Source organism: Arthrobacter sp. ISL-5, assembly GCF_018613835.1.
In the GTDB taxonomy this organism is placed as follows: Bacteria; Actinomycetota; Actinomycetes; order Actinomycetales; family Micrococcaceae; genus Arthrobacter.
Genome location: NZ_JAGGPM010000008.1, coordinates 49451 through 71853, shown reverse-complemented (window position 1 = coordinate 71853; position 22403 = coordinate 49451). Strand labels below are relative to the sequence as shown.

19 protein-coding genes and 1 tRNA gene are annotated in these 22403 nt (G+C 65.9%); 2 read left to right on the top strand and 18 right to left on the bottom strand.

Annotated elements, in window-relative coordinates:
* Positions 1-42: 42 nt before the first annotated feature.
* Genes ndk through ileS form a run of 4 tightly spaced genes read right to left on the bottom strand, consistent with a single transcriptional unit; the run spans position 43 to position 5660 of the window.
* Positions 43-456, bottom strand: a complete 414-nt coding sequence (ndk, locus tag J7I89_RS04990) for a nucleoside-diphosphate kinase (RefSeq protein ID WP_214967864.1) — start codon at positions 454-456, stop codon at positions 43-45.
* A gap of 40 nt (positions 457-496) precedes the next feature.
* The gene (locus J7I89_RS04985) at positions 497-961 is read right to left on the bottom strand and encodes a DUF4233 domain-containing protein (RefSeq protein ID WP_214967861.1); all 465 of its coding nucleotides are present in this window, start codon (positions 959-961) and stop codon (positions 497-499) included.
* Positions 961-2322, bottom strand: a complete 1362-nt coding sequence (locus J7I89_RS04980; RefSeq protein ID WP_214967858.1) for a folylpolyglutamate synthase/dihydrofolate synthase family protein — start codon at positions 2320-2322, stop codon at positions 961-963. Before J7I89_RS04980 ends, J7I89_RS04985 begins: the two co-directional genes overlap by 1 nt.
* A gap of 5 nt (positions 2323-2327) precedes the next feature.
* The gene (gene ileS / locus J7I89_RS04975; RefSeq protein WP_214967856.1) at positions 2328-5660 is read right to left on the bottom strand and encodes an isoleucine--tRNA ligase; all 3333 of its coding nucleotides are present in this window, start codon (positions 5658-5660) and stop codon (positions 2328-2330) included.
* Between the two features lie 365 nt (positions 5661-6025).
* Here ileS and J7I89_RS04970 point away from each other — a divergent pair, with 365 nt between their 5' ends.
* Positions 6026-7165 (top strand): endonuclease/exonuclease/phosphatase family protein, encoded by a 1140-nt coding sequence (locus J7I89_RS04970; protein WP_251044940.1) that lies wholly within the window; start codon positions 6026-6028, stop codon positions 7163-7165.
* Positions 7166-7180: 15 nt separating this feature from the next.
* Here the strand turns inward: J7I89_RS04970 and J7I89_RS04965 are convergent, their stop codons facing one another.
* The 7 genes from J7I89_RS04965 to J7I89_RS04935 all read right to left on the bottom strand — a co-directional run bounded on the left by J7I89_RS04965 (position 7181) and on the right by J7I89_RS04935 (position 11914).
* A complete protein-coding gene (locus tag J7I89_RS04965) occupies positions 7181-8251 on the bottom strand; it encodes a glycerophosphodiester phosphodiesterase (protein WP_214967855.1) in 1071 nt (356 codons plus the stop codon).
* Between the two features lie 117 nt (positions 8252-8368).
* Entirely contained in the window at positions 8369-9130 is a 762-nt protein-coding gene (locus J7I89_RS04960) for an SDR family oxidoreductase (protein ID WP_214967853.1), read from the bottom strand.
* Between the two features lie 67 nt (positions 9131-9197).
* Positions 9198-9374 (bottom strand): DUF4177 domain-containing protein, encoded by a 177-nt coding sequence (locus J7I89_RS04955; protein WP_214967851.1) that lies wholly within the window; start codon positions 9372-9374, stop codon positions 9198-9200.
* Positions 9375-9522: 148 nt separating this feature from the next.
* On the bottom strand, positions 9523-10158 hold the full coding sequence (locus J7I89_RS04950) for a hypothetical protein (protein WP_214967849.1): 636 nt from the start codon (positions 10156-10158) through the stop codon (positions 9523-9525).
* Positions 10155-10724, bottom strand: coding sequence for an RNA polymerase sigma factor (locus tag J7I89_RS04945; protein ID WP_214967847.1), 570 nt, complete (start codon positions 10722-10724; stop codon positions 10155-10157). Before J7I89_RS04945 ends, J7I89_RS04950 begins: the two co-directional genes overlap by 4 nt.
* Positions 10725-10782: 58 nt before the next feature.
* Entirely contained in the window at positions 10783-11289 is a 507-nt protein-coding gene (locus tag J7I89_RS04940) for a hypothetical protein (RefSeq protein WP_214967846.1), read from the bottom strand.
* 256 nt (positions 11290-11545) lie between these two features.
* Complete coding sequence (locus J7I89_RS04935; RefSeq protein WP_214967844.1) at positions 11546-11914, bottom strand: DUF488 domain-containing protein; 369 nt, start codon at positions 11912-11914, stop codon at positions 11546-11548.
* Positions 11915-11989: 75 nt separating this feature from the next.
* Between J7I89_RS04935 and valS the strand changes: the two genes are divergently transcribed.
* Positions 11990-14611, top strand: coding sequence for a valine--tRNA ligase (gene valS, locus J7I89_RS04930; RefSeq protein ID WP_214967841.1), 2622 nt, complete (start codon positions 11990-11992; stop codon positions 14609-14611).
* 127 nt (positions 14612-14738) lie between these two features.
* Here valS and J7I89_RS04925 read toward each other — a convergent pair whose 3' ends face one another.
* The 7 genes from J7I89_RS04925 to J7I89_RS04895 form a co-directional block, all read right to left on the bottom strand.
* A complete protein-coding gene (locus J7I89_RS04925) occupies positions 14739-16592 on the bottom strand; it encodes a glycoside hydrolase family 15 protein (protein WP_214967839.1) in 1854 nt (617 codons plus the stop codon).
* Positions 16593-16983: 391 nt separating this feature from the next.
* Positions 16984-17598: a DsbA family protein gene (locus J7I89_RS04920; RefSeq protein ID WP_214967837.1), complete on the bottom strand. Its 615-nt coding sequence runs from the start codon at positions 17596-17598 to the stop codon at positions 16984-16986.
* A gap of 141 nt (positions 17599-17739) precedes the next feature.
* The gene (gene clpX / locus J7I89_RS04915) at positions 17740-19029 is read right to left on the bottom strand and encodes an ATP-dependent Clp protease ATP-binding subunit ClpX (protein WP_214967835.1); all 1290 of its coding nucleotides are present in this window, start codon (positions 19027-19029) and stop codon (positions 17740-17742) included.
* Positions 19030-19212: 183 nt separating this feature from the next.
* Positions 19213-19872, bottom strand: a complete 660-nt coding sequence (locus tag J7I89_RS04910; protein WP_056625188.1) for an ATP-dependent Clp protease proteolytic subunit — start codon at positions 19870-19872, stop codon at positions 19213-19215.
* Between the two features lie 38 nt (positions 19873-19910).
* Positions 19911-20507 (bottom strand): ATP-dependent Clp protease proteolytic subunit, encoded by a 597-nt coding sequence (locus J7I89_RS04905; protein ID WP_214967981.1) that lies wholly within the window; start codon positions 20505-20507, stop codon positions 19911-19913.
* A 285-nt stretch (positions 20508-20792) separates the two neighbouring features.
* Positions 20793-22175 carry a trigger factor gene (tig, locus tag J7I89_RS04900; RefSeq protein ID WP_214967833.1) on the bottom strand — a complete coding sequence of 461 codons (1383 nt, stop codon included), beginning with the start codon at positions 22173-22175 and terminating at the stop codon, positions 20793-20795.
* Positions 22176-22255: 80 nt separating this feature from the next.
* A tRNA-Pro gene (locus J7I89_RS04895) sits at positions 22256-22330 on the bottom strand.
* Between the last annotated feature and the right edge of the window lie 73 nt (positions 22331-22403).

The following is a 22403-nucleotide window of genomic DNA, read 5'->3' as shown; positions in this document are numbered from 1 at the left end:
GGGCGTTAGCTGCCAGTTCGCGCTTTTACCGGCGGGCGGGACCTAGAACCAGATCTTGATTTCGCGCTCGGCCGAGTCCACGGAGTCCGAGCCGTGGACGAGGTTCTGCTGGACCTTCAGGCCCCAGTCGCGGCCGAAGTCGCCGCGAATGGTTCCCGGCGCCGCCGTCGTGGGGTCGGTGGTGCCGGCCAGGACGCGGAAGCCCTCGATGACGCGGTGGCCCTCGAAGATCGCGGCGACGACCGGGCCGCTGCGCATGAATTCAACCAGCGGCTCATAGAACGGCTTGCCCACGTGCTCTTCATAGTGCTGCTCCAGCAGCTCACGGCTGGCGTGGACCTTCTTGAGTTCGGCCAGGGTGTAGCCCTTGGATTCGATCCTGCTGAGGATCTCGCCGGTCAGGTTGCGGGTGACGCCGTCGGGCTTGATCAGGACGAGGGTGCGCTCAATGCTCACAGCTGCTCCAATGCGGTTGGTTGTGGGTTTCCGGGTAAGTCTACGGGTTCTGGCCGGTGCCTTCATTGCCGGCGCCGGCCGGATGCGCGGCGTCCCATTCGGCCTGTTCGCGCGCCCGCTTGGCAGCCTCAGCATCGATCCGGATGCCGGTCCGGATGCCGTACCACCAGGCGAGGGCGAACAGCGCACCCACGAGGAACATCACGGGCTCGACGAAGCCGAGGAGGATCAGCACCAGCTGGAGGATCCAGCCCAGCCCCACGCCCCACGGCTTCGACAGGACGGCGCACGCCAGGATCAGGACCACACTCAGCCCGATGCCAACCGAAAGAATCAGCACCGGGGAAATCTCGCTGCGGCGCAGTCCGAACACTGCCAAGGTGGCGAAGAAAGCCACGAACGCTTCCAGCAGCAGAACGGTGGACGCGAACATGATCTTGGTGGAACGCCGCTTTTTGGGCATGCCCGGCCGCCACTCGCGCTGGGCCTTGGTGAGCCGCGCCATCAGGCGTCCGACTTTCCGAGCAGTATGCGGGCATCAGCGACGAGGGTGATCGAGCCCGTGACCAGCACACCTCCGGCAAGGTCGTCGTTGGCTTCGGCGCGCTCCACGGCCCACTCCAGGGCGTCGTCGAGCTTCTCGGCGATGTGGATGTTTTCCTCGCCGAAGCCAAGGTCGACGGCGGTCTCCGCAAGTTCCGCGGCGGGTACCGCCCGCGGTGAATTCGACTGGGTGAAGCAGTATTCCTGGGCAAGGTCGCCCAAAGATTCCTTGAGCTGGCGCAGGATCTCCTCGGCGTCCTTTTCCTTGAGGACTCCCACAACCACCACGAGCTTGCTGAAGCTGAAGGCTTCTTTGATGGCCTCGGCCGAAACACGGATGCCGGCCGGGTTGTGGGCGGCATCCACGATGATGGTGGGCGCGGTGCGCACCACCTCAAGCCGTCCGGGCGAGGTGACAGTGGCGAACGCCTCCTGCAGCACCTCGGCGTCGAGCTCCTTGTCGCCGCCGCCCAGGAAGGCCTCGAGCGCGGCGATGGCCACGGCCGCGTTCTCCGCCTGGTGGGCGCCGTGCAGCGGAACCATCAGCTCCGGATAGCGTCCGGCGATGCCCTGGATGGTCACCACCTGCCCGCCGACGGCGACCTGCCGGGACTCGACGCCGAATTCCACCCCTTCGAAGCGGAACGGCGCCTGGACCTCCTTGGCCTTTTCCAGCAGCACCTGGGCGGCGTCAACGGGCTGGGCGGCGCTGATGAGGAAGCCGCCGGGCTTGATGATGCCGGCCTTCTCGTAGGCGATGTCCTCGGTGGTGTCGCCAAGGAGCTCCGTGTGGTCCAGCGAGATAGGCGTCACCACGGCTACCTGGCCGTCGCCCACGTTGGTGGCGTCGGTGATGCCGCCCAGGCCGACCTCCATGACCGCCACGTTGACCGGCTGGTCGGCGAAGACGGCGAACGCGAGGATGGTCAGGCATTCAAAGTACGTCAGCTTTGGCTGTTCCTCGGCGAGCAGTTCGTTGTCCACGATCTCGAGGTACGGGCGGATCTCGTCCCAGATCCGGACGAACGTCTCATCCGAGACCGGCGCACCATCGATGCTGATCCGCTCCGTGACCTTGGACAGGTGCGGGCTCGTGTAGCGGCCGGTGCTGAGGCCGTGGGCCCGGAGGCCCGCCTCGATCATCCGTGCCGTGGATGTTTTGCCGTTGGTGCCGGTCACGTGGATGATCGGAAACGCCTTGTTGGGCTCCCCCAGCACATCCATGGCGCGGAACAGCGGTGCGAGCCGCGGCTCCATCTTGTTTTCCGGCGCCCGGCCCAGCAGCTCGGCGTAGACGCTCTCCACGGAGAATTCGTCGGTCATGTGTTTTAGGCCTCTGCTTTTTCGACGGTGATGCGGGGTTCCCCGGAGTCGGCTGGAACGGTGTCCAGTTCCAGTGTCAGGGTTTCGGTCTTGACCAGTTCGGCGTTCGCCAGGAGCGCGTCCAGCACGTTCTGCGCGGCCGTGACCGTGGTCCGGATCCGGTCGCTGACGTTCAGCCCGGCGTCCTTGCGTGCCTGCTGGATGGCGCGGACCATGTCCCGGGCCAGCCCTTCAGCCTCAAGCTCCGGGGTCACCTCGGTGTTGAGCACCACGAAGCCGCCGCCGGGCAATACTGCGACAGCAGAAGATGCAGTCGCAGAACCGCTCTCGGACCCCGCCACAACCGTTTCCAGCGTGTATTCCTGCGGCTCCAGTTCGAGCCCGCCCGCGGTCACCACGCCGGCATCCGACACGGACCAGTCACCGGACTTGGAGCCCTTGATGGCCAGCTGGACGTTCTTGCCCAGGCGCGGCCCGGCGGCCCGGGCGTTGACCACGAGCTTCTGTTCGATGCCGAATTCCTCCGGGGAGGCGCTGGCGGCGTCCAGCATGCGCACCCTCCGCAGGTTCAGCTCGTCGGCGACGACGGCGGCGAACCCTTCCAGCGCATCCGCACCGGGTGCCACCACAGTGAGTTCCTGCAGCGGCAGGCGGACACGGAGGTTCGCGGCCTTGCGCAGCGAGGAGCCGGTGGAGCAGATCTGCTGGACCCGGTCCATCGCCTCCACGAGGGCGGGGTTGGCCGGGAACAGCCCGGCGTCCGGCCAGTCGGCCAGGTGCACGGAGCGGCCGCCGGTGAGTCCGCGCCAGATCTCCTCCGAAACGAGCGGCAGCAATGAGGCGGACACGCGGCTGACGGCCTCCAGCGCCGTGTACAGCGCATCGAAGGCGTCAACGTTCTCGTCGAAGAAGCGCTGGCGGCTGCGGCGGACGTACCAGTTGGTCAGCATGTCCAGGTAGCTGCGCAGTTCGTCGCAGGCGCCGGAGATGTCGTAGCTGTCCAGCTGCGCGGTCATGTTCCGGACCAGGTCCCCGGTGTTGGCCAGCAGGTACTGGTCGAGGGTGTCGGAGTAGCCGTCGTAGCGCAGCTGCGCGTCGTAGCCGTCACCGCCCTTGGCCGCGTTGGTGTACAGCGTGAAGAAGCTGTACACGTTCCACAGCGGCAGGATGACCTGGCGGACGCCGTCGCGGATTCCCTGTTCGGTGACCACCAGGTTGCCGCCGCGCAGGATGGGGCTGGACATCAGGAACCAGCGCATGGCGTCGGAGCCGTCGCGGTCCAGGACCTCGGAGACGTCCGGGTAGTTGCGCAGGCTCTTGGACATCTTCTGCCCGTCCGAGCCCAGCACGATGCCGTGGCTGATCACGTTGCGGAAGGCCGGCCGGTCGAACAAAGCGGTGGACAGGATGTGCAGCATGTAGAACCAGCCGCGGGTCTGACCGATGTACTCCACGATGAAGTCGGCGGGGTTGTGGGTGTCGAACCACGCCTCGTTCTGGAACGGGTAGTGGACCTGCCCGTAGGGCATGGAGCCGGAGTCGAACCAGACGTCCAGGACGTCCTCGACGCGGCGCATGACGGACTGGCCCTCCTCGGGGGTGCGGGGGTCGTCCGGGTTGGGGCGGGTCAGCTCGTCGATGAACGGACGGTGCAGGTCAACCTGGCCGTCCTTGTTCAGCGGCAGGCGGCCGAAGTCGGCTTCGATCTCGGCCAGGGAACCGTAGACGTCGGTCCGCGGGTATTCGGGGTCGGTGGACTGCCAGACGGGGATGGGACTGCCCCAGTAGCGGTTGCGGCTGATGGACCAGTCGCGGGCGTTGGCGAGCCACTTGCCGAACTGGCCGTCTTTGACGTTCCCGGGGATCCAGTTGATCTCCTGGTTCAGCTCGGACATGCGGTCCCGGAACTTGGTGACCTCCACGTACCAGGAGGACACGGCGCGGTAGATCAGCGGGTTGCGGCAGCGCCAGCAGTGCGGGTAGCTGTGCTCATAGCTGGCCTGGCGGACCAGCCGGCCCTGGGCGCGCAGCACCTGGGTGATGGGCTTGTTGGCCTCGAAAACGTGCAGCCCGGCGATGTCGTGCAGGTCGCCGTGCGCGAACAGGTGCAGGAACTTGGCGCCTTCGTCCACGGACAGGATCACCGGGATGCCGGCTTCCTCGCAGACCTTCTGGTCGTCCTCACCGTAGGCGGGTGCCTGGTGGACGATGCCGGTGCCGTCGGTGGTGGTGACGTAGTCGGCCACGAGGATCCGCCAGGCGTTCTCGGTGCCGAACTTTTCGGTGTCGCTGAAGTCATGCCAGAGCGGCTCGTACCGGAGTCCGTCGAGCTCGGCACCCGTGTGGGTGGAGGTGACCGCGGCGGCCGCGGCAGCGCCGTCGTCGTACCCCAGATCCTTCGCGTACGTGTCCAGCAGGTCGGCCGCGAGCAGGAAGCTGCCGGTCACCGGCGTTTCCGGCGAGGCGGCCTTGATGCCGCTGGGTCCGGCGGGCAGCACGGCGTAGGTGATGTCAGGCCCGACGGCGAGCGCCAGGTTGGTGGGCAGGGTCCACGGGGTGGTGGTCCAGGCGAGCGCCTGGACCCCTGCCAGCTGCCGGGAGAGCCCGGACTCCCCTGCCGCGATGGGGAACGTCACTGTGACGGTCTGGTCCTGGCGGTTCTTGTAGACGTCGTCGTCCATGCGCAGCTCATGGTTGGACAGCGGCGTCTCGTCCTTCCAGCAGTACGGCAGCACGCGGTAGCCGTTGTAGGTCAGGCCCTTCTCATGCAGCTGCTTGAAGGCCCAGAGCACGGACTCCATGTACTCGACGTTGAGCGTCTTGTAGTCGTTGTCGAAGTCCACCCAGCGGGCCTGGCGGGTGACGTACGCCTTCCACTCGTTGGCGTACTTCATGACGGAGGCACGGCAGGCGTCGTTGAACTTGTCGATGCCCATGGCCTCGATCTGGGTCTTGTCCGTCATGCCCAGCTGCTTCATGGCTTCCAGCTCGGCGGGCAGGCCGTGGGTGTCCCAGCCGAAGCGGCGCTCCACGCGTTTGCCGCGCTGGGTCTGGTAGCGGCCCACAAGGTCCTTGGCGTAGCCGGTCAGCAGGTGTCCGTAGTGCGGTAGGCCGTTGGCGAAGGGAGGGCCGTCGTAGAAGACGAATTCGTTGCTGCCGGGGGCGCCGCCGGGAAGGTCGGCAGGGCGTTGGTCGATGCTTGCCTGGAACGTGCCGTCCTGGTCCCAGTATTTGAGGATGCGTTCTTCGATCTCCGGGAACCTCACGGAGGCGGACACGCCTGAGGTTTTGGCGCCTGCACCGGACGGTGCGGCTGAGGCCTTGGGGTAATAGGTCATCTCGACATCCTGGGTTGAGCTGTGAACAAGTGGATTCATTCAGGATGCGAGGACGGCCCGTGCGCTAGTGTCCAACAGCGTTGGACAATGCAACCCGGTACCGCGGTACCACCTCACTTACCGGCACCGGTCCCCCAACAGGAGTTCCGGCGTCGGCCGCTCATTGCTGCTGTGACGGGCTTACCCGTCCGGTTCTACTGGCCTGGTGCGCCTTGCGGCACGCCGGGCGTTCTTCCGGAAGCTCACCGGTGATGGCCGGGTCAAAGCTGATGCCACCAGTCTAACGGCTGTGCTGGCGGACTCCATAACCGGTGAGCCGCCGTAAAACGCCGCATGGCGAACCGCTCGTGCCTAGACTCGATCCCATGACCGACGCCGACAGGAACCCTCCCGAACGCTCTCCGGCTCCTGCGGCCCGCGCCTCTTCAGGTTCGAGACGCGCCGCTTCCGGTTCGAAGCGCCGAAGGTCCGTTGTCTGGCAGTTGCTGGCGTTCGCCGTGCTCCTGCCTGTGGCGTCCCTGTCGATCTTCCGGGCCGTCCCCGCGGAGTGGCCGACGCCCGTGGTCCAGCTGCTGTCCTTCACGCCGTGGATGGTGATTCCGGCCATCGCGGCCCTGGCGCTTGCCCTGCTGAGCCGCCGCGTCCTGGTCATGGCCGCTGCCGCCGTCATGCTGGCGGCACAGCTGTTCTGGCTCTGGCCGCCCGACGCCGGCCGGGCTGACGCCGGGGCCTCTTCCCCGGGCCCTGCCGGCCCGACCGTCCAGCTGACGGCCATGACCATCAATTCCCGGTTCGGCAAGGCGGACGCGGCCGAAATCGTCCGGCTGGTCCGGGAGAACGGCGTGGGCCTGCTGACCGTCCAGGAGCACACCCAGGCCCTTGAGAACCGGCTGGCGGCCGAGGGGCTGGGTGGCCTCCTGCCGCACAAAATCAGCAGCCCCACGGATAACGGCGCCGGCAGCGCGACGTATTCCAAGTACCCGATGCAGGCCGTAGGCCTCGTGCCGGACACTCCCTTCCAGATCCGCACGGTTCGGCTCCAGCTGCAGGACGCCGGACACGCGGCCACCCTCGACGTGACGAACGTTCATGCGCTGCCGCCGGTGGACGTCCGGGTCGGCCAGTGGCGGAGCGACCTTGCGGCGTTGGGCGAGCTCATCGGCCGGACTCGGTCTGATGTTGCCGGGCCCACTGGGCCCGGCAACATGCTGCTGATCGGGGATTTCAACGCCACGTACGACCACGCCGAGTTCCGGAGCGTTCTGGACGGCGGTCCGGGCGGACGGAAGATGGTTGACGTGGGGACGGCGTCCGGCGGCAGGCTCATCCCCACCTGGCCGATGGAACCCACCTGGCCCCTGCAGGGATTCCCGCTGCCCGGCATCGCCATCGACCACCTGGTGACTAGCCCGCATATCGGTAGCTCCGGCTACGCGGTGCACCGCGTTCCCGGAACCGACCATGCCGCCGTGATGGCCACGCTGGGCATCCCGGCAGCCGGCTAGGCCGGGGCGCTCCCGTTAGTGTCCGGGAACAGGCTGGAAGCTCTGCGGGAGCTTCATGCCGGACTCACCCATGACCTCGCGGAGTCGGTCCGGGTAGTCGGTGATGATTCCGTCAACGCCGGTTGCGATCAGGGCGCGCATGGTGGGCTTGTCGTCCACGGTCCAGGGGATGACCTGCATCCCGGCCGCGTGGGCGCGCTTGACCATGTCCGGGGTGACGTACGGAACGTAGCTGGCGTCCAGCACGGTGCCGTTCTGCGGGGTGCCGTGCACCGGTGAGATCGCGTCGAATCCGAGGTGGTGGGCCGAGGCCACGAGGTCCCCGCCGAAGTCGTCGGAGTCGATGCCGCCGAGCCAGGGCGAGCTTCCGGGCTGGCCCGCCTGGAGGAAGTCCTTGTTGGTCAGGGCAACGGTGCGGATCTGCGGATCCTGTTGCTGCACGAGGCGCAGCGCGCCCCAGTCGAAGCTCTGGACGGACACACGGTGCTGCATGTTCGCGGCTTTGATCTCCCGCAGGGCAACGTCCACGAACTGCTGACGGGGTGCTGTCTGTTCCGGCGCGCCGGCCTCGACCTTCGTTTCGATGTTGAACCTCACCTGGCTGGCGCGGTACGAATCCACGAGGGCAAACACCTCCGCCAGGGTGGGCATTTTCTCGCCCGGAGCGGCCTGCTGGCCGGGGAACTGCGGCAGCGTCTGCGTGCCGCAGTCGAGGCTGCGGACCTGGCCGAACGTGAGGTCCTTGACGTACTTGCCGACGTACGGGAACTGCGGATCCGCCGGCGTCACGGGGGCGGTGTCGGCACACTTCTTGTCGCTGATCTTGCGGTCGTGCGTGATGACTTCGCGCCCGTCCCTGGTGATCTGGAGATCAAGCTCAAGCGTGCTGACGCCGGTTTCCAGCGCCTTGGCGAAGGCAGGAAGGGTGGACTCGACCGTGAGCCCCAGCCCGCCCCGGTGGGCCTGGAGGTCGAAGTGGTTGTCGCCGCCCTGGGGGTTGGTGTCCGCAGCCAGTGCGTGGGACGGGACGGCGAGGAGCAGGGCTGCGCTGAGTACGGCAGCGCCAAGCGTCGTCGGGGTGTGCATGTGGTGTTCTCCACTCTGGTGGTGTGCAGGTGCACGTGCCACCGTGGTGGCCGGTTGCCAACAGCCGGCCACCACTTCCCGACATCCGCACGAATCCCGGGTGAACGTCCGGTGCCGTTATGCCTGCTTGCGGATCAGCTTGTAGTTGGACGCCTGCGCCACGGGCCGGATCACGATCTGATCCAGGTTGACATGGTGCGGCGCACACACCGCGTACCGCACCACATCCGCAACGTCCTCGGCCGTCAGCGGTTTTTCCACGCCCTGGTAGACCTTGCTGGCGGCGGCGGGGTCGCCCAGCCTGTTGAGGGCGAACTCCTCGGTATGGACCAGGCCGGGGGCGACCTCGATCACGCGGACGTTGTTTTCGGCCTCCTCCAGCCGGAGGGCTCCGGTCACGGCGTGCTGGGCGAACTTGGCGGCGTTGTAGCCGGCGCCGCCCTCGTAGGCCGCGAGCCCGGCCGTGGACGTCAGGTTCAGCACCGTGCCCTCGCCGTGTTCCCGAAGCATGGGCAGGAACGCTCGGGTGAGTTTCATGGTGCCAATGACGTTGACGCGGTACATCCACTCCCAGTCGTCCGTCTGCGCCTGTCCTACGGGATCGGCCCCGCGGGCGCCGCCGGCGATGTTGATCAGGGTGTCGATCCCGCCGGCCGCGGTCACTTCGGCCAGGAGTTTGGCGACGTCCGCGTCTTCGGCGATGTCGGCCGGAATGCCGACGGCGCCCGTCTCGGCTTCCAGCGCGGCCAGCCGGTCCTGGCGCCGGGCCACCGCATAGACAGTCCACCCTTCGGCCCTCAGCGCCCGGACAGTCGCTTCCCCGATGCCGGTGCTCGCACCGGTAACTACAGCTGCTTTTTTGTTCGAAACCTCAGTCATGGCACCACCCTAACGCCATCCAGCGGCAGGGTTCAGCGACGGTCCACTCCTAGGAACTCCTCAATGTTCATTGGCGGATGCGTCTGAGCGTGGCGTCGTCTGTGGTGCTCCCCCATGAGAGCGCTGTCCGTGGCCTGACGGAGACAACTTCCCAGCCATCCTTGGCCAGCTTTTTTAGCTCCTTGGCTTGCCGCCGGGGGCGGCGGTCCACGACGACTGTCTTGTACTCATATTCGTTATTCATGGCGTTGCCTCTCGGCGGGCGGCACTGAGGTGCGGCGCCCGGTATGGAAAGTTATTGGCCCGGCCGTGGACTTACGCTGGGCCTTGTCTTTGTCATGAGCCCTCCGCGGCTTCGCACGGGAGCGGCCCGCAAGGACCTGGCCTGTGTGTTAGCTGTGCGGACCGGTGGACGGGGTTGCGGGTCGGGTCCGGTTTGGCGTGTTCTGGTGATCGAGGCCTGCCGGGTGGCTCTCCGTTCCCTTGGCCGGTGTGGTCTCCGGAGGTGAACCTGGGGTGACCGTTGGCAGGTTGTCGTGGCCGGAGTTCCCTGCCCCGGTGGCGGGTGAGGCGATTTCCTTCCCGGAGCGCCCCGGCACGTTCGGGGCAGGTGTCGGATGGTCGGGGGCATGGCCTGGTGCCTCCGGTGAAGCGGGGGCGGGTGTCGTCCGTCCGGAGTGGCCGCGGGTGAGGGTGTCGATCACTGTGGTGATGGTTTCCTGGGCTTTCTCCCGGAAGCCGGGGTCGGCTGCAGCCACGGTGGCGGCGCCGATCCCCATGGATGCGGCCACCGCCAGGGCAGTGACGGCCGTACGGCGGTGTCTGCGCTGCCGCTGGGCATCCAGGTCGGCGGCCGGTCCGGTTTCCATGAGCTCGGCCAGCTTCGCAGATGGTTCGACGGGTGGGCCGGCCGCGAAGGAGCGCAGCTCCAGCAGCGCTGCTTTCAGGTCAGTCGTGTCATCCGCTTCTGCTTCAAGCAGGAATAGGTCGACGACGTGCTCGTCGTGAACTGTGTATCCGGTGGTCATGGCGCCACCCCGTCCTTTGCCATCTGTTGATTCCGCAAGCTCTTCAGTGCCCTGTACTGCAGCTGGGCTATGGCCCCTGGGGACTTATGCATGATGTCCGCGACCTCGGTCACGGACAACTCCGCGATGATGCGCAGCCGAAGCACTTCCCGGTGATCCTCGCTCAGGCCTTCGAGCATCGCCAGGGCGTTGGCCTCAGGGCTGCCATCGAGGGCATCATCTTCGGCGGATGTGGCCCGGCGGCGGTCGCGGTCCGGGTCGTATTCGACCAGGGCAGGTCTGCTGTGGCGGCGGCGGTGGTGGTCCACGGAACGGGCATGGGCGATGGAGAAGATCAAAGTCCTCAGGCCCTGGGCCCCGCCGTGGACCGACCTCAGCCTCGGGTACAGCGCCAGGAACACGTCGTGGGTCACCCCTTCCGGATCGTCCACCCCGCCTGCCCTCAGGTAACCGGCGACTACCGGGGAGTAGGTCCGGTAGACGGCGGCGAAGAACGATGCATCGTCCCCGTGGCCGGAGGCCACAAGATCGTCATTGATCGGGTCCGTCCCCCGCCGCCCGGGCATTACCTGGCCGCCGGGCTTAGGGTTTTCCGGCCGTGGCAGGCTTGTGGGACAGCCCGCGCTAGGCGTGGGCCGGCGGATGCGCCTTGGCCTTCCCATCCTCAGCCTTTCCTGAGTTCCCAGGTGTCTCGGGCCGGTGCCCGGCTGATTCACCAGGCGTTGCCACGGTCTTGCAGTACCCGGCGATGCCGGCACCGCCGGCCGCCGCGGCCAAGGATTTGTAAGCGGTTGAGGTTGAATCCAGTCCTCCCTTGGTGAACGCCCTGCACAATCCGAACCCGGCCGGACCGGTGGCGTCGGGGCCGGCCGGCGTTGCGCTGGGGTTCGGCGAGGGGGCGTCAGAAGGCCGGGCGTCCTTCCCATGAGAGTCGGCGCCAGCCGTGTGATCCGCTGCCTGGGAAGGGTGGGCAGCGGCGGGGGCGCCGATGAGCTCATGGGCACTTTGCTGCAGCGGGGCAGGCAGTGTCCCGGTGTAGGCTCCCGCGGCTGTTCCTCCTGCGGCCAGGGTGCCGCCTGCTAGCACCCCTGCCGCGATTTTACTGGTCACCAATGCGGTAAAGAACGACATGAAATCCTCCTTTGTCAGAAAACTTGAAGACAAATCATGGACGTCGGTCCACATCGGAGTAATCGCAGCTCCGCCTCGAATATCACGCCGGAGCCTCAAGATTCACGCGTTTTATCGCAAAGAATTGATCAAGGTGATCTCCGCGCAGGAAAGCGTGACAGTGCCTGCCATGTCGACATGTCACCGAGGAAGCCACCCACGGTCGCTACAACCCGCAGCTGCGTCACCATCCAAGTGCAGCACCCGCCGTCCACTCCTAGGAACTCCTCTGCTGCAGGAACTCCAGCAGCACCCGGGCGTGATTCACTTCCGGATCCTTGGCCGCGTACAGCAGCGTCACCCTCTTGTGCCGCGCCGCCAGGTCCAGCAGCTGCTCCACCGCGGGATTGTCCTCCAGTTCGTCCTCATACTGCGCCCGGAAATCCGCGAAACGCTCCTGCATGTGGGCGAATTCCTGCCGCAGGGGCGGCGACGGCGCGATTTCCTTGAGCCAGAGCTCAAGGCCGGCCCGCTCCTTGGTGACGCCGCGCGGCCAGAGCCTGTCCACCAGAACCCGGCAGCCGTCGTCGTCCGCGGGATCGTCATAGATGCGCTTAATCTGGAATGAACCGCCTGCATTCGCCATAGGCGGCATGCTACTGCAGTACTGTCAGGAGGCCCCGCTGCAGGCTCCCGCTGCGGGGCATGAAACAATTGGCCCATGGCTGAATCAATGCAGGGTACAGACACGCCCGCCACCGCCCCCATCAACGTTCCCGACAAGCCGGCCCTTGAAGGCCTTGAGGCTGCCCTGACGCAGCGCTGGCTGGACGAAGGAACCTACAAATTCAACCCGGACACCACCCGGGAGCAGGTCTACTCGATTGACACTCCCCCGCCGACGGCGTCAGGCTCCCTCCACGTGGGCCACATGTTCTCCTTCACGCACACGGACGTCCAGGCCCGCTACATGCGCATGACCGGCAAGAACGTGTTCTACCCGATGGGCTGGGACGACAACGGCCTGCCCACCGAGCGCCGCGTGCAGAACTACTACGGTGTCCGCTGCGATCCGGCCATCCCCTACGACGCCGCCTACCGGCCGCCGGCACAGCCGGCCAAGAACCAGCGCGACTTCGACGTCGTCTCACGGCAGAACTTCATCGACCTCTGTGAGGAACTCGCCGTTGAGGACGAGAAGGTGTTCGAGAACCTGTTCCAGACCCTCGGGCTGTCCGTCGACTGGGACCTGACCTACCGGACGATCGATGACACCTCCCGTGCGGTGTCCCAGCGCGCCTTCCTCGCGAACCTGGCAGCCGGCGACGCGTACATGGCCGAAGCCCCCACGCTGTGGGATGTCACGTTCCGCACCGCAGTGGCCCAGGCCGAGCTCGAGGACCGCGAAGTGCCGGGCGCGTACTACCGCTACCCGTTCTTCACCGCCAACGGCGAGAAGATCTACGTCGAGACCACCCGTCCCGAACTGCTTGCGGCCTGCGCCGCGCTGGTGGCAAACCCCGACGACGAGCGCTACCAGCCGCTGTTCGGCAAGACCGTGAAGTCCCCCCTCTTCGACGTCGAACTGGAGGTCAAGGCGCACCCGCTGGCCAAGGCGGACAAGGGCTCCGGCATTGCCATGGTCTGCACCTTCGGCGACCTGACGGACGTCACCTGGTGGCGTGAACTGCAGCTTCCCACCCGTGCGATTGTGGGCCGCGACGGCCGCATCCTGGCCGACACCCCGGAGTGGATCACCACCGACGCCGGCCGTGAAGCGTACGCCGCCATCGCCGGCAAGACCGTTTTCTCGGCCAAGGAGGCCGTGGTGGAGCTCCTCACCGAGGCCGGTCTGCTGGACGGCGAGCCCAAGAAGATCACCCACCCGGTGAACTTCTTCGAAAAGGGCGACAAGCCGCTCGAGGTCGTCACGTCCCGCCAGTGGTACATCCGCAACGGCGGCCGCGACGAGGACCGCCGCGAACGCCTGATCGGCCGCGGCCAGGAAATCAACTTCCACCCGTCCTTCATGCGCTCCCGCTACGAGAACTGGATCGCCGGTCTTAACGGCGACTGGCTCGTCTCCCGCCAGCGTTTCTTCGGCGTGCCGATCCCGGTCTGGTACCCGCTGGACGCCCAGGGCAACCCGGACTACGACCACCCGGTACTGCCGTCCGACGAGTCCCTGCCCGTCGATCCCGCCGCGGACGCCGCGCCCGGCTTCGACGAGTCCCAGCGCGACCAGCCCAACGGCTTCACGGGCGACGCCGACGTCCTGGACACCTGGGCCACGTCCTCGCTGACCCCGCAGATCGTCGGCGGCTGGAGCCGGGACGAGGACCTGTTCGGCAAGGTCTACCCGTTCGACCTCCGGCCGCAGGGGCACGACATCATCCGCACGTGGCTGTTCTCCTCCGCCGTCCGCGCGGACGCCCTCCAGAACGGCGCGCCGTGGAAGCACGCCGCCATCTCCGGCTGGATCCTGGACCCGGACCGCAAGAAGATGTCCAAGTCCAAGGGCAACGTGGTGGTGCCGACGGACGTCCTGAACGAATTCGGCTCCGACGCCGTCCGCTACTGGGCCGCCTCCGCCAAGCTCGGCGCCGACACCGCGTACGAGATCGCGCAGATGAAGATTGGCCGCCGCCTGGCCATCAAGCTGCTCAACGCCTCCAAGTTCGTGCTGAACCTGGGTGCGACGGAGAACTCGGTGGTCTCCACGGACCTGTCCGTGCTGACCAACCCCCTGGACCGCGCAGTGCTGGCCCAGCTCTCCGACGTGGTTGCCCAGGCCACCAAGGCGTTCGACAACTACGACTACGCCCGGGCCCTGCAGATCACCGAGTCGTTCTTCTGGCAGTTCACCGACGATTACGTCGAGCTGATCAAGGACCGCGCCTACGGTGCCGCCGGCGAGACCGAGCAGGCCTCCGTGCTGGCCGCGCTGGCCACCACGCTGGACTCGCTGCTGCGGCTCTTCGCCCCGTTCCTGCCCTTCGCCACGGAAGAGGTCTGGAGCTGGTGGCGGACGGGCTCCGTGCACCGCGCCGCATGGCCGGCTGCGCCGGAGATCAGCGGTGGCGACACAACCATGCTCGGCACTGTGGGGATTGCCCTGAGCGGCATCCGGAAGGCGAAGTCCGAGGCCAAGGTCAAGCAGCGCACCGAAGTGCTCGCCGCGACCATTACGGCCAATGCATCTCTCGTTGCCCAGCTCCAGGCCGGGCTCGGCGACCTCAAGGCTGCAGCAAACGCTCAGGAGATCACACTGGAGACCGGCGACGGCGAACTGACGGTAAGCGGCGTGGAACTGGCCCCGGCCGAGGAGCCCGCCCAGGCCTGACGCCTGTCCGGAGGGCTGATGTTGTGAGTCCAACCCCCGGAGCGTGACGAGGGCGCCGTGCCAGGAAACCTGGCCGGCGCCCTTGCTCGTCTCCGGGGTCACCCGCCCGGGTCAGGGGCCGGCCGGATCAGGGGCGTGCCGCCGCCCGGTCCTCGGCTTCGCTGATCGCCCAGGCCGCATTGATGAGGCCGATGTGGCTGAATGCCTGCGGGAAGTTACCCAGGAGCTCGCTGCTGTCCGAAGCGACCTCTTCGGCCATCAGGCCCAGGTCCGTGGCGAACGCGGCCGCCCGCTCGAAGACGGCACGGGCGCGTTGGGTGCGTCCGGCGAGGGCGAGGGCGTGTGCCAGCCAGAAGGTGCACAGCAGGAACGTGCCCTCCTCTCCTGCCATGCCGTCGTCGGCCAGGTAGCGGTACACGAGGCCGCGAGGGTCCGTGAGGCGCTCCTCGATCGCCTCAATCGTGGCGACAATGCCCGGATCATCTGCCGGCAGGAATCCGACGATCGAGAGCATCAGGGCCGAAGCATCAAGGTCATCAGAACCGTAAGCCTGTGTGTAGGCGTTCGCTGCCTCGCTCCACCCCTCGGCGCGGATGGACGCCGCAATCGCGTCCCGCGCTTCCGTCCAGCGCGGGACCCTTTCGGTTGACTGCAGGATTCCGGCGAGGGAGATGGCGCGGTCCACGGCCACCCAGCACATGAGCTTGGAGTGTAGGTAGTGGCGCGGCTCCCCGCGGACTTCCCAGATGCCGTGATCGGCGGACCGCCAGCCCGCGGCGGCCGTGTCCGCGGCGTCGGCAAGGAACTTCCGTGTTTCCGGTGCCAGCTCCGCGAGATACTGCGGCAAGGTGGCGGCGGCGTCCAGAAGCTCGCCATAGACGTCGAGCTGGCGCTGGTTCCAGGCGCCGTTGCCCACCCGGACCGGAGCGCTGGCGCGCCAGCCCGGCAGGTGTGCGAGTTCGCGTTCGGGGAGCTCCCGTTCACCGCCGATGCCGAACATGATCTGCAGTTCCTCGCCGCCGGCCAGTTGGCCGGCGGCCGCTGTCGCCAGGAACTGGAAGAACTTCCCGGCCTCGTCCGGACAGGCCGCCACCCACAGGGCCTGCAGGGTCATGCTGGCGTCCCGGATCCAGCTGTAGCGGTAGTCCCAGTTGCGCGTGCCGCCTACCACCTCCGGCAGCGACGTGGTGGGGGCTGCCACGATGGCGCCGCTTGGGTAGTAGGTCAGCGCCTGCAGAATCCGTCCGCTGCCGGCCACAAGCTCTTGCCACGTGCCGCGGTAGTTCTGGTGCATCCCGGACCAGCTGGTCCAGCCTTCCACGGTGTCCTCGAGCCTGCGTGCGATGTCATCCTGGCTCCAGAACGCCGGGGTCCGGCTCCCGCGGGCCGCTGTTGCGGAGGGCGAAGAGTGGAGGGCAAAGCCGACAACGTCTCCGGCGCGGAGGGCGAGGCGTGCCTGCGCAGTGCCGGTGTCGGGGTCTGTATTGAGCTGGAAGGCCGCCGGGGTCGAGATCGACAACACCGCATCTCCCGCGCGGAGCAGGAGGCCGCCGTCGGCTGGGCTGAGCTGGGGTCGGGCGAGGCCATAGTCGGGTCGAGCGCAAAGGACGACGTCGACGTCAACGGAGCCCTGCGTGCATGACACCTGTCGCAGTAAGCTGCCCGGAGAGTCCGCACCGAGCTCGTGGCCCCGCCGACCGTCACCGAGGGCGAGGGCATCCGTGACGGTCACGCATCCCTCGGCGGTAGTGTGGGTGGTTTCCAGGACCAGCGTGGGTCCGAGGTAGCGCCGGGTTGAGGAGTGGGCACCGGCGGGCCGGATCGACCAGAATCCCGCCTCGGGGCCGAGGATACGGCCGAACACCGAGGGGCTGTCGAAACGGGGGAAGCAGAGCCAGTCCACGGAGCCGGCCGTAGTCACCAGCGCACCGGAGCAGCAGTCGGACAGGAGGGCGTAGTCCGCGATTGGTGCACTGCTCATGGACACACCTGACCGGGCAGTTCGGGCAAGCTCTGGGGGCAACGTGTTTTGGGTCAACGTGTTTTGGACAAAGGGGAAGCCCCATCAGCGTTTTGCGGTTGGTGGGGCTTCGACTTTTCGGCTGTCCGGTGACATCTTTGACAGTCTGGCAAGATCCTCGGAAATTTCAGGTCTTCCTACCTTGTCACTGGTAGCCATCATCTGACTTTGCCGAAGGCTGCGTCGGATGAGTGTCACTGAATCTTTGGTTCTTGCGTCCCTCTTCTTTCGAAGTGGGTAAGAACTATTGTTGTCCCCCTAGATTGGATGCGCAAGAGCCCCGGCAGAACTACTCTGATGTAGTTCTACGGGGCTCTTGGCGCATCAACGCTGGTCGTAGAGGCCGTAGGGCTTAGCCGAAGGCCGGGCTCTCGGTCCTGCTCCGCTTGATCTCGAAGAAGTGCGGGTAGGACGCGAGGGTGACCGTGGCGTCCCACAGCCGGCCGGCCTCCTCGCCGCGGGGAATGCGGGTCAGCACGGGGCCAAAGAACGCGGTGCCGTTGAAGGCCACCACGGGCGTCCCGACATCCTGGCCCACTAGGGAGATGCCCTGCTCGTGGCTGGCTCGCAGCTGGACGTCGAATGCGTCGGACTCTGCGGCCGCGGCCAGTTCCGCCGGCAGACCGCACTCGGCGAGTGCCTTGCTGATGACGATCGAGAAGTCTTTCTGGCCGCCGTCGTGGATCTGCGATCCCATGGCGTCGTAGAGCGCCTTGACCACGTGGTCGCCGTGCTGTTCCTGGGCGGCGATGATCACCCGGACCGGCCCCCAAGCCTTGTCCATGGCTTCGCGGTACTTGGGATCCAGGTCCCGGCCCTCGTTCAGCACGGAAAGGCTCATCACGTGCCACTCGGTGGCGATGTCACGGACGCCTTCCACCTCGCCGATCCAGCGGGAAGTGATCCATGCGAAGGGGCAGAGCGGATCGAACCAGAAGTCGGCCTTGTTGGAAGTGGTTTCAGTCATGGGTGTTTCCTTCTCTGGTCGTGGTGGGCACGCCGCGCAAAGAGAACGGGCGGCGGCGCGCAGATGCATCGCGCAGGTGCATCACGTGGAGGTCAGCGTGGAATGGTGTACCGCAGGCACACCATCAGCGACAGCGACGAACTAGGCGGATTTATTCCGCCGTTTGGCCACGACGTCGTGGGCGATCATGGTGGGCTGCGCCTTCTTGGCTACGACGTCGGCCGTGATCACCACGCTGGCGATGTCGTCCCTGCTGGGCAGGTCGAACATCACCGGCAGGAGGACTTCCTCCATGATGGCGCGGAGCCCGCGGGCGCCGGTTCCCCGCTCCAGGGCCTGGTCGGCGATGAGGTCCAGCGCGGCGTCGTCGAACACGAGTTCAACGCCGTCCAGCTGGAACATCTTCTGGTACTGCTTCACCAGGGCGTTCTTGGGAGTGGAAAGAATCTGGATCAGCGCGGGACGGTCCAGGTTTGACACGGTCGTGATGACCGGCAGGCGGCCGATGAACTCCGGAATGAGTCCGAATTTGAGCAGGTCCTCCGGCATCACTTCGCCGTAGGAGTCGGTGTTGTTCTTGACCTCGTTCAGCGGCGCTCCGAAACCGATGCCCTTGCGTCCGGACCGCGAACCAATGATGTCCTCCAGGCCTGCGAAGGCACCAGCGACGATGAAGAGGACATTGGTGGTGTCGATCTGGATGAATTCCTGGTGCGGGTGCTTGCGCCCGCCCTGCGGCGGAACCGACGCGACGGTGCCCTCGAGGATCTTGAGGAGGGCCTGCTGGACGCCCTCCCCGGAGACATCACGGGTGATCGAGGGGTTCTCGCTCTTCCGTGAGATCTTGTCGATCTCGTCGATGTAAATGATGCCCTGTTCGGCCTTCTTGACGTCGTAGTCCGCGGCCTGGATGAGCTTGAGCAGAATGTTTTCGACGTCCTCGCCAACGTAGCCGGCCTCGGTGAGGGCCGTGGCGTCGGCAACGGCGAACGGCACGTTCAGCCGGCGCGCCAAGGTCTGCGCCAGGTAGGTCTTGCCACAGCCGGTAGGGCCGATCAGGAGGATGTTGGACTTTGCGATTTCGACGTCGTCGTGATGGACGCCGTCCGCAAGGCTGCCGCTCTTGGGGGCGTGGCCGGCCTGGATCCTCTTGTAGTGGTTGTAGACGGCGACGGCGAGGGACCGCTTGGCGGGTTCCTGGCCGATGACGTATTCCTGCAGGAAGTCGAAGATCTCCCGGGGCTTGGGCAGTTCGAAACTGCCCAGATCGGCTACTTCCGCGAGCTCTTCTTCAATGATCTCGTTGCAGAGCTCAATGCACTCGTCGCAGATATAGACGCCGGGCCCGGCAATGAGCTTGCGCACCTGCTTCTGGCTCTTTCCGCAGAAAGAGCACTTGAGCAGATCCGTGCTCTCGCCAATCCGAGCCATATGTGAACCCCTTAGTATCTTGCTGCGAGCTGCAGCTGTGCACCGGTTGCTTGAATCACGGACATCTCCTCCCGGATCGGGCCGTGATTACATCCACTCTAGGTCACATTCGGCCCGAGGGGTGGAAACCGAACGCCGGTGCGGCCCAAAAATCTGAACCTCACCGGCGCCGGGAACAGCCTCTTACCTGACAATCGCCTGCGGCTTGATCTTGCGCGAATCCAGAACCTGGTCAATCAGGCCGTAATTCATGGCCTCGGCAGCGGTAAGGATCTTGTCGCGCTCGATGTCGTTGTTGACCTGCTCCGGCGTCCGGCCGGAGTGCTTGGCCAGGGTGTCCTCGAGCCAAGAGCGCATCCGCATGACCTCGGCTGCTTGGATCTCAAGGTCGGAAGCCTGACCACCCTGGCCGCCGGACAGCGAAGGCTGGTGGATCAGCACGCGGGCGTTGGGCAGGGCAAGCCGCTTGCCGGGTGTTCCCGCAGCGAGCAGGACGGCAGCAGCGCTGGCGGCCTGGCCCAGGCAGACGGTCTGGATTTCCGGGCGGATGTACGTCATCGTGTCGTAGATTGCGGTCATGGCGGTGAACGAGCCGCCCGGCGAGTTGATGTACAGGGTGATATCGCGGTCCGGGTCCGTGGACTCCAGAACCAGCAGCTGTGCCATGACGTCGTCCGCCGAGGCGTCGTCCACCTGCACGCCGAGGAAGATGATGCGGTCTTCGAAGAGTTTGGTGTAGGGGTCCTGGCGCTTGAAGCCGTACGGCGTGCGCTCCTCGAACTGGGGCAGCACGTAACGGCTGGTCGGCAGGTTGCCGGCAGTCGAGCCGAAGTTGTAGTTCATGTTGTTTACTCCTGGATTCAGTTCGCTCTACGTGCCGGTTAGTTCTGCGCGGTTCCGCCGCCGCCGGCTACCGAGCCGGCATGCGCGGAGATCTTGTCAAAGAAGCCGTACTCCAGTGCTTCGGTGGCGGTGAACCACTTGTCACGGTCGTTGTCCTTGAGGATTGTCTCCACCGTCTGACCGGTCTGATCGGCCGTCAGTTCCGCCATGACTTTCTTCATGTGCAGGATGAGCTCGGCCTGGATCTTGATGTCCGAGGCGGTGCCGCCGATGCCGCCGGACGGCTGGTGCATCAGGATGCGGGCGTTCGGAGTGGCGTACCGCTTGCCCTTGGTGCCGGACGACAGCAGGAACTGGCCCATGGAGGCGGCGAGGCCGGTGGCGACGGTGACGACGTCGTTGGAGATGAACTGCATGGTGTCATAGATGGCCATGCCAGCCGTCACGGAGCCGCCGGGAGAGTTGATGTAGAGGTAGATGTCCTTGTTGGGATCCTCTGCGGAAAGGAGCAGCAGCTGCGAGCAGATCGCGTTGGCGTTTTCATCGCGGACCTCGGACCCAAGCCAGATGATGCGCTCTTTCAGCAGGCGGTTGTAGATGTAGTTGTCCTGGGCTGCCGGATCGACAGTTGCCATGCGGGGCGCCCCTGCTTGCTGTGACATGTGTACTTACCTCTCGCTGGTGACGGTGACATCACTGAACTTCTCTACTTGGACACTAACCGCTTTCGCTGCGGTTTTGTTCTCCGGAATCGCGCTGTTCGCTGACGGCGCACGATTGCCGCAGACCGCATCGTCCGCGTAAATTCCGGGTTCCCCCGGTTGCCGGGGCTTAAAGGGACAAGCCCCCGGATCCAGGGATCGGGGGGCTTGTCCGCAGCTGCCAGTTACTGGAACTTCACTGCTGAAATATCTGAGCTACTAGAACTTCGCCGCAGCGGGATCGTCGCTCGGGGCGACCGCGGCTGCAGCCGCTTCTGCCGCCTCGCCTTCGGCGGCAGCAGCCTCTTCGCCGCCGGGGCGGACGAAGTCGCTCAGGTCAACCTTGTTGCCCTCGGAGTCCGTGACCTCAGCCTGGCCGAGAACGACGGCCAGCGCCTTGCGGCGGCGGACCTCGGAGACCATCATGGGGACCTGGCCGCTCTGGTCGATGATCTGAGCGAACTGGTTCGGGTCCATGCCGTACTGGCTGGCGGTGGTGACGATGTAGTCGATCAGCTCGTTCTGGCTGACGCCCACTTCTTCCTTCTCGGCGATGGCGTCGAGGATGATTTCGTTCTGGAAGGCACGCTCGGTGTTGGCCTTGACCTCGGCGCGGTGCTCTTCGGTGTCGTGCTCGCCTTCACCGTGGGAGTTCTCGGCCTTGAAGTGGGTTTCCAGCTGCTCTTCGACAACGGATTCCGGAACGGGCACCGCAACGAGCTCGACGAGCTTGTCCAGGACCTTGTCGCGGGCCTCGACGCCCTGCTCGACGATCTTGGAGTCGGCAGCCTGCTTGGCGAGGTCTTCGCGCAGTTCGGCCAGCGTGTCGAATTCGGAAGCCAACTGGGCGAAGTCGTCGTTGGCCTCAGGCAGCTCGCGCTCCTTGACGGACTTGACTACGACCTTGACCTGCGCGGCTTCGCCGGCGTGGTCGCCGCCCACGAGGGTGGTGGCGAAGATGGCGTCTTCATCGGCGCTCAGGCCGGTGACTGCCTCGTCCATGCCTTCGAGCATGGTGCCGGCGCCCACCTGGTAGGACAGGCCCGAAGCCGAGTCAACCTCGGCGCCGTCGATGGTTGCCGTGATGTCAATGGTGAGGAAGTCACCGTCGGCAGCGGGGCGGTCCACGGACTTCAGCGTGCCGAAACGGCCGCGCAGTTCGTCCAGTGCCTTGTCGACGTCGGCTTCGGAAGACTCCGCAGCGGCAACTTCAACCTTGATGCCGGCGTAGTCGGGAAGTTCGATCTCCGGGCGGACGTCAACCTCGGCGTGGAACTTGAGCTCGCCGTCGGTTGCGGACGGATCCGGAACCTCGGTGATCTCAACCTCGGGACGGCTCAGGGGGCGGATGCCCGATTCCTGAACGGCAGCCTGGTACCAGCCATTGAGGCCCTCGTTGATGGCGGTCTCCAGCACGTAGCCGCGGCCGACGCGCTGGTCGATCAGTTTGGAGGGGACCTTGCCCTTCCGGAAGCCAGGGACCTGGATCTGGGAAGCAACAGTCTTGTATGCCTCTTCGATGCTGGGCTTCAATTCCTCAAAGGGGACCTCAACATTGAGCTTGACCCGCGTGGGGGTGAGGTTCTCGACAGCGCTCTTCACAGTCTAAGTACTCCTGGTTTTGTTGGATGGGGTTCTGCAAACGCGTAATTCTGCCCGGGCCATCGGCCCGGGCCGCAGAGTCGGGGTGACAGGATTTGAACCTGCGACTTCCTGCTCCCAAAGCAGGTGCTCTAGCCAAGCTGAGCTACACCCCGTAATGCACAGGACAGTCTACGTTCATACCTGCCGGCTTTGCACATTTGACACGTGGGGCATGAATTAGGTTTA

Bases quoted from the DNA above. Each gene is read 5' to 3' on its own strand.
- J7I89_RS04985 (WP_214967861.1), bottom strand. From the start codon at position 961: ATGGCGCGGCTCACCAAGGCCCAGCGCGAGTGGCGGCCGGGCATGCCC.
- J7I89_RS04980 (WP_214967858.1), bottom strand. From the start codon at position 2,322: ATGACCGACGAATTCTCCGTGGAGAGCGTCTACGCCGAGCTGCTGGGC.
- ileS (WP_214967856.1), bottom strand. From the start codon at position 5,660: ATGACCTATTACCCCAAGGCCTCAGCCGCACCGTCCGGTGCAGGCGCC.
- J7I89_RS04970 (WP_251044940.1), top strand. From the start codon at position 6,026: ATGACCGACGCCGACAGGAACCCTCCCGAACGCTCTCCGGCTCCTGCG.
- J7I89_RS04965 (WP_214967855.1), bottom strand. From the start codon at position 8,251: ATGCACACCCCGACGACGCTTGGCGCTGCCGTACTCAGCGCAGCCCTG.
- J7I89_RS04960 (WP_214967853.1), bottom strand. From the start codon at position 9,130: ATGACTGAGGTTTCGAACAAAAAAGCAGCTGTAGTTACCGGTGCGAGC.
- J7I89_RS04955 (WP_214967851.1), bottom strand. From the start codon at position 9,374: ATGAATAACGAATATGAGTACAAGACAGTCGTCGTGGACCGCCGCCCC.
- J7I89_RS04950 (WP_214967849.1), bottom strand. From the start codon at position 10,158: ATGACCACCGGATACACAGTTCACGACGAGCACGTCGTCGACCTATTC.
- J7I89_RS04945 (WP_214967847.1), bottom strand. From the start codon at position 10,724: ATGCCCGGGCGGCGGGGGACGGACCCGATCAATGACGATCTTGTGGCC.
- J7I89_RS04940 (WP_214967846.1), bottom strand. From the start codon at position 11,289: ATGTCGTTCTTTACCGCATTGGTGACCAGTAAAATCGCGGCAGGGGTG.
- J7I89_RS04935 (WP_214967844.1), bottom strand. From the start codon at position 11,914: ATGGCGAATGCAGGCGGTTCATTCCAGATTAAGCGCATCTATGACGAT.
- valS (WP_214967841.1), top strand. From the start codon at position 11,990: ATGGCTGAATCAATGCAGGGTACAGACACGCCCGCCACCGCCCCCATC.
- J7I89_RS04925 (WP_214967839.1), bottom strand. From the start codon at position 16,592: ATGAGCAGTGCACCAATCGCGGACTACGCCCTCCTGTCCGACTGCTGC.
- J7I89_RS04920 (WP_214967837.1), bottom strand. From the start codon at position 17,598: ATGACTGAAACCACTTCCAACAAGGCCGACTTCTGGTTCGATCCGCTC.
- clpX (WP_214967835.1), bottom strand. From the start codon at position 19,029: ATGGCTCGGATTGGCGAGAGCACGGATCTGCTCAAGTGCTCTTTCTGC.
- J7I89_RS04910 (WP_056625188.1), bottom strand. From the start codon at position 19,872: ATGAACTACAACTTCGGCTCGACTGCCGGCAACCTGCCGACCAGCCGT.
- J7I89_RS04905 (WP_214967981.1), bottom strand. From the start codon at position 20,507: ATGGCAACTGTCGATCCGGCAGCCCAGGACAACTACATCTACAACCGC.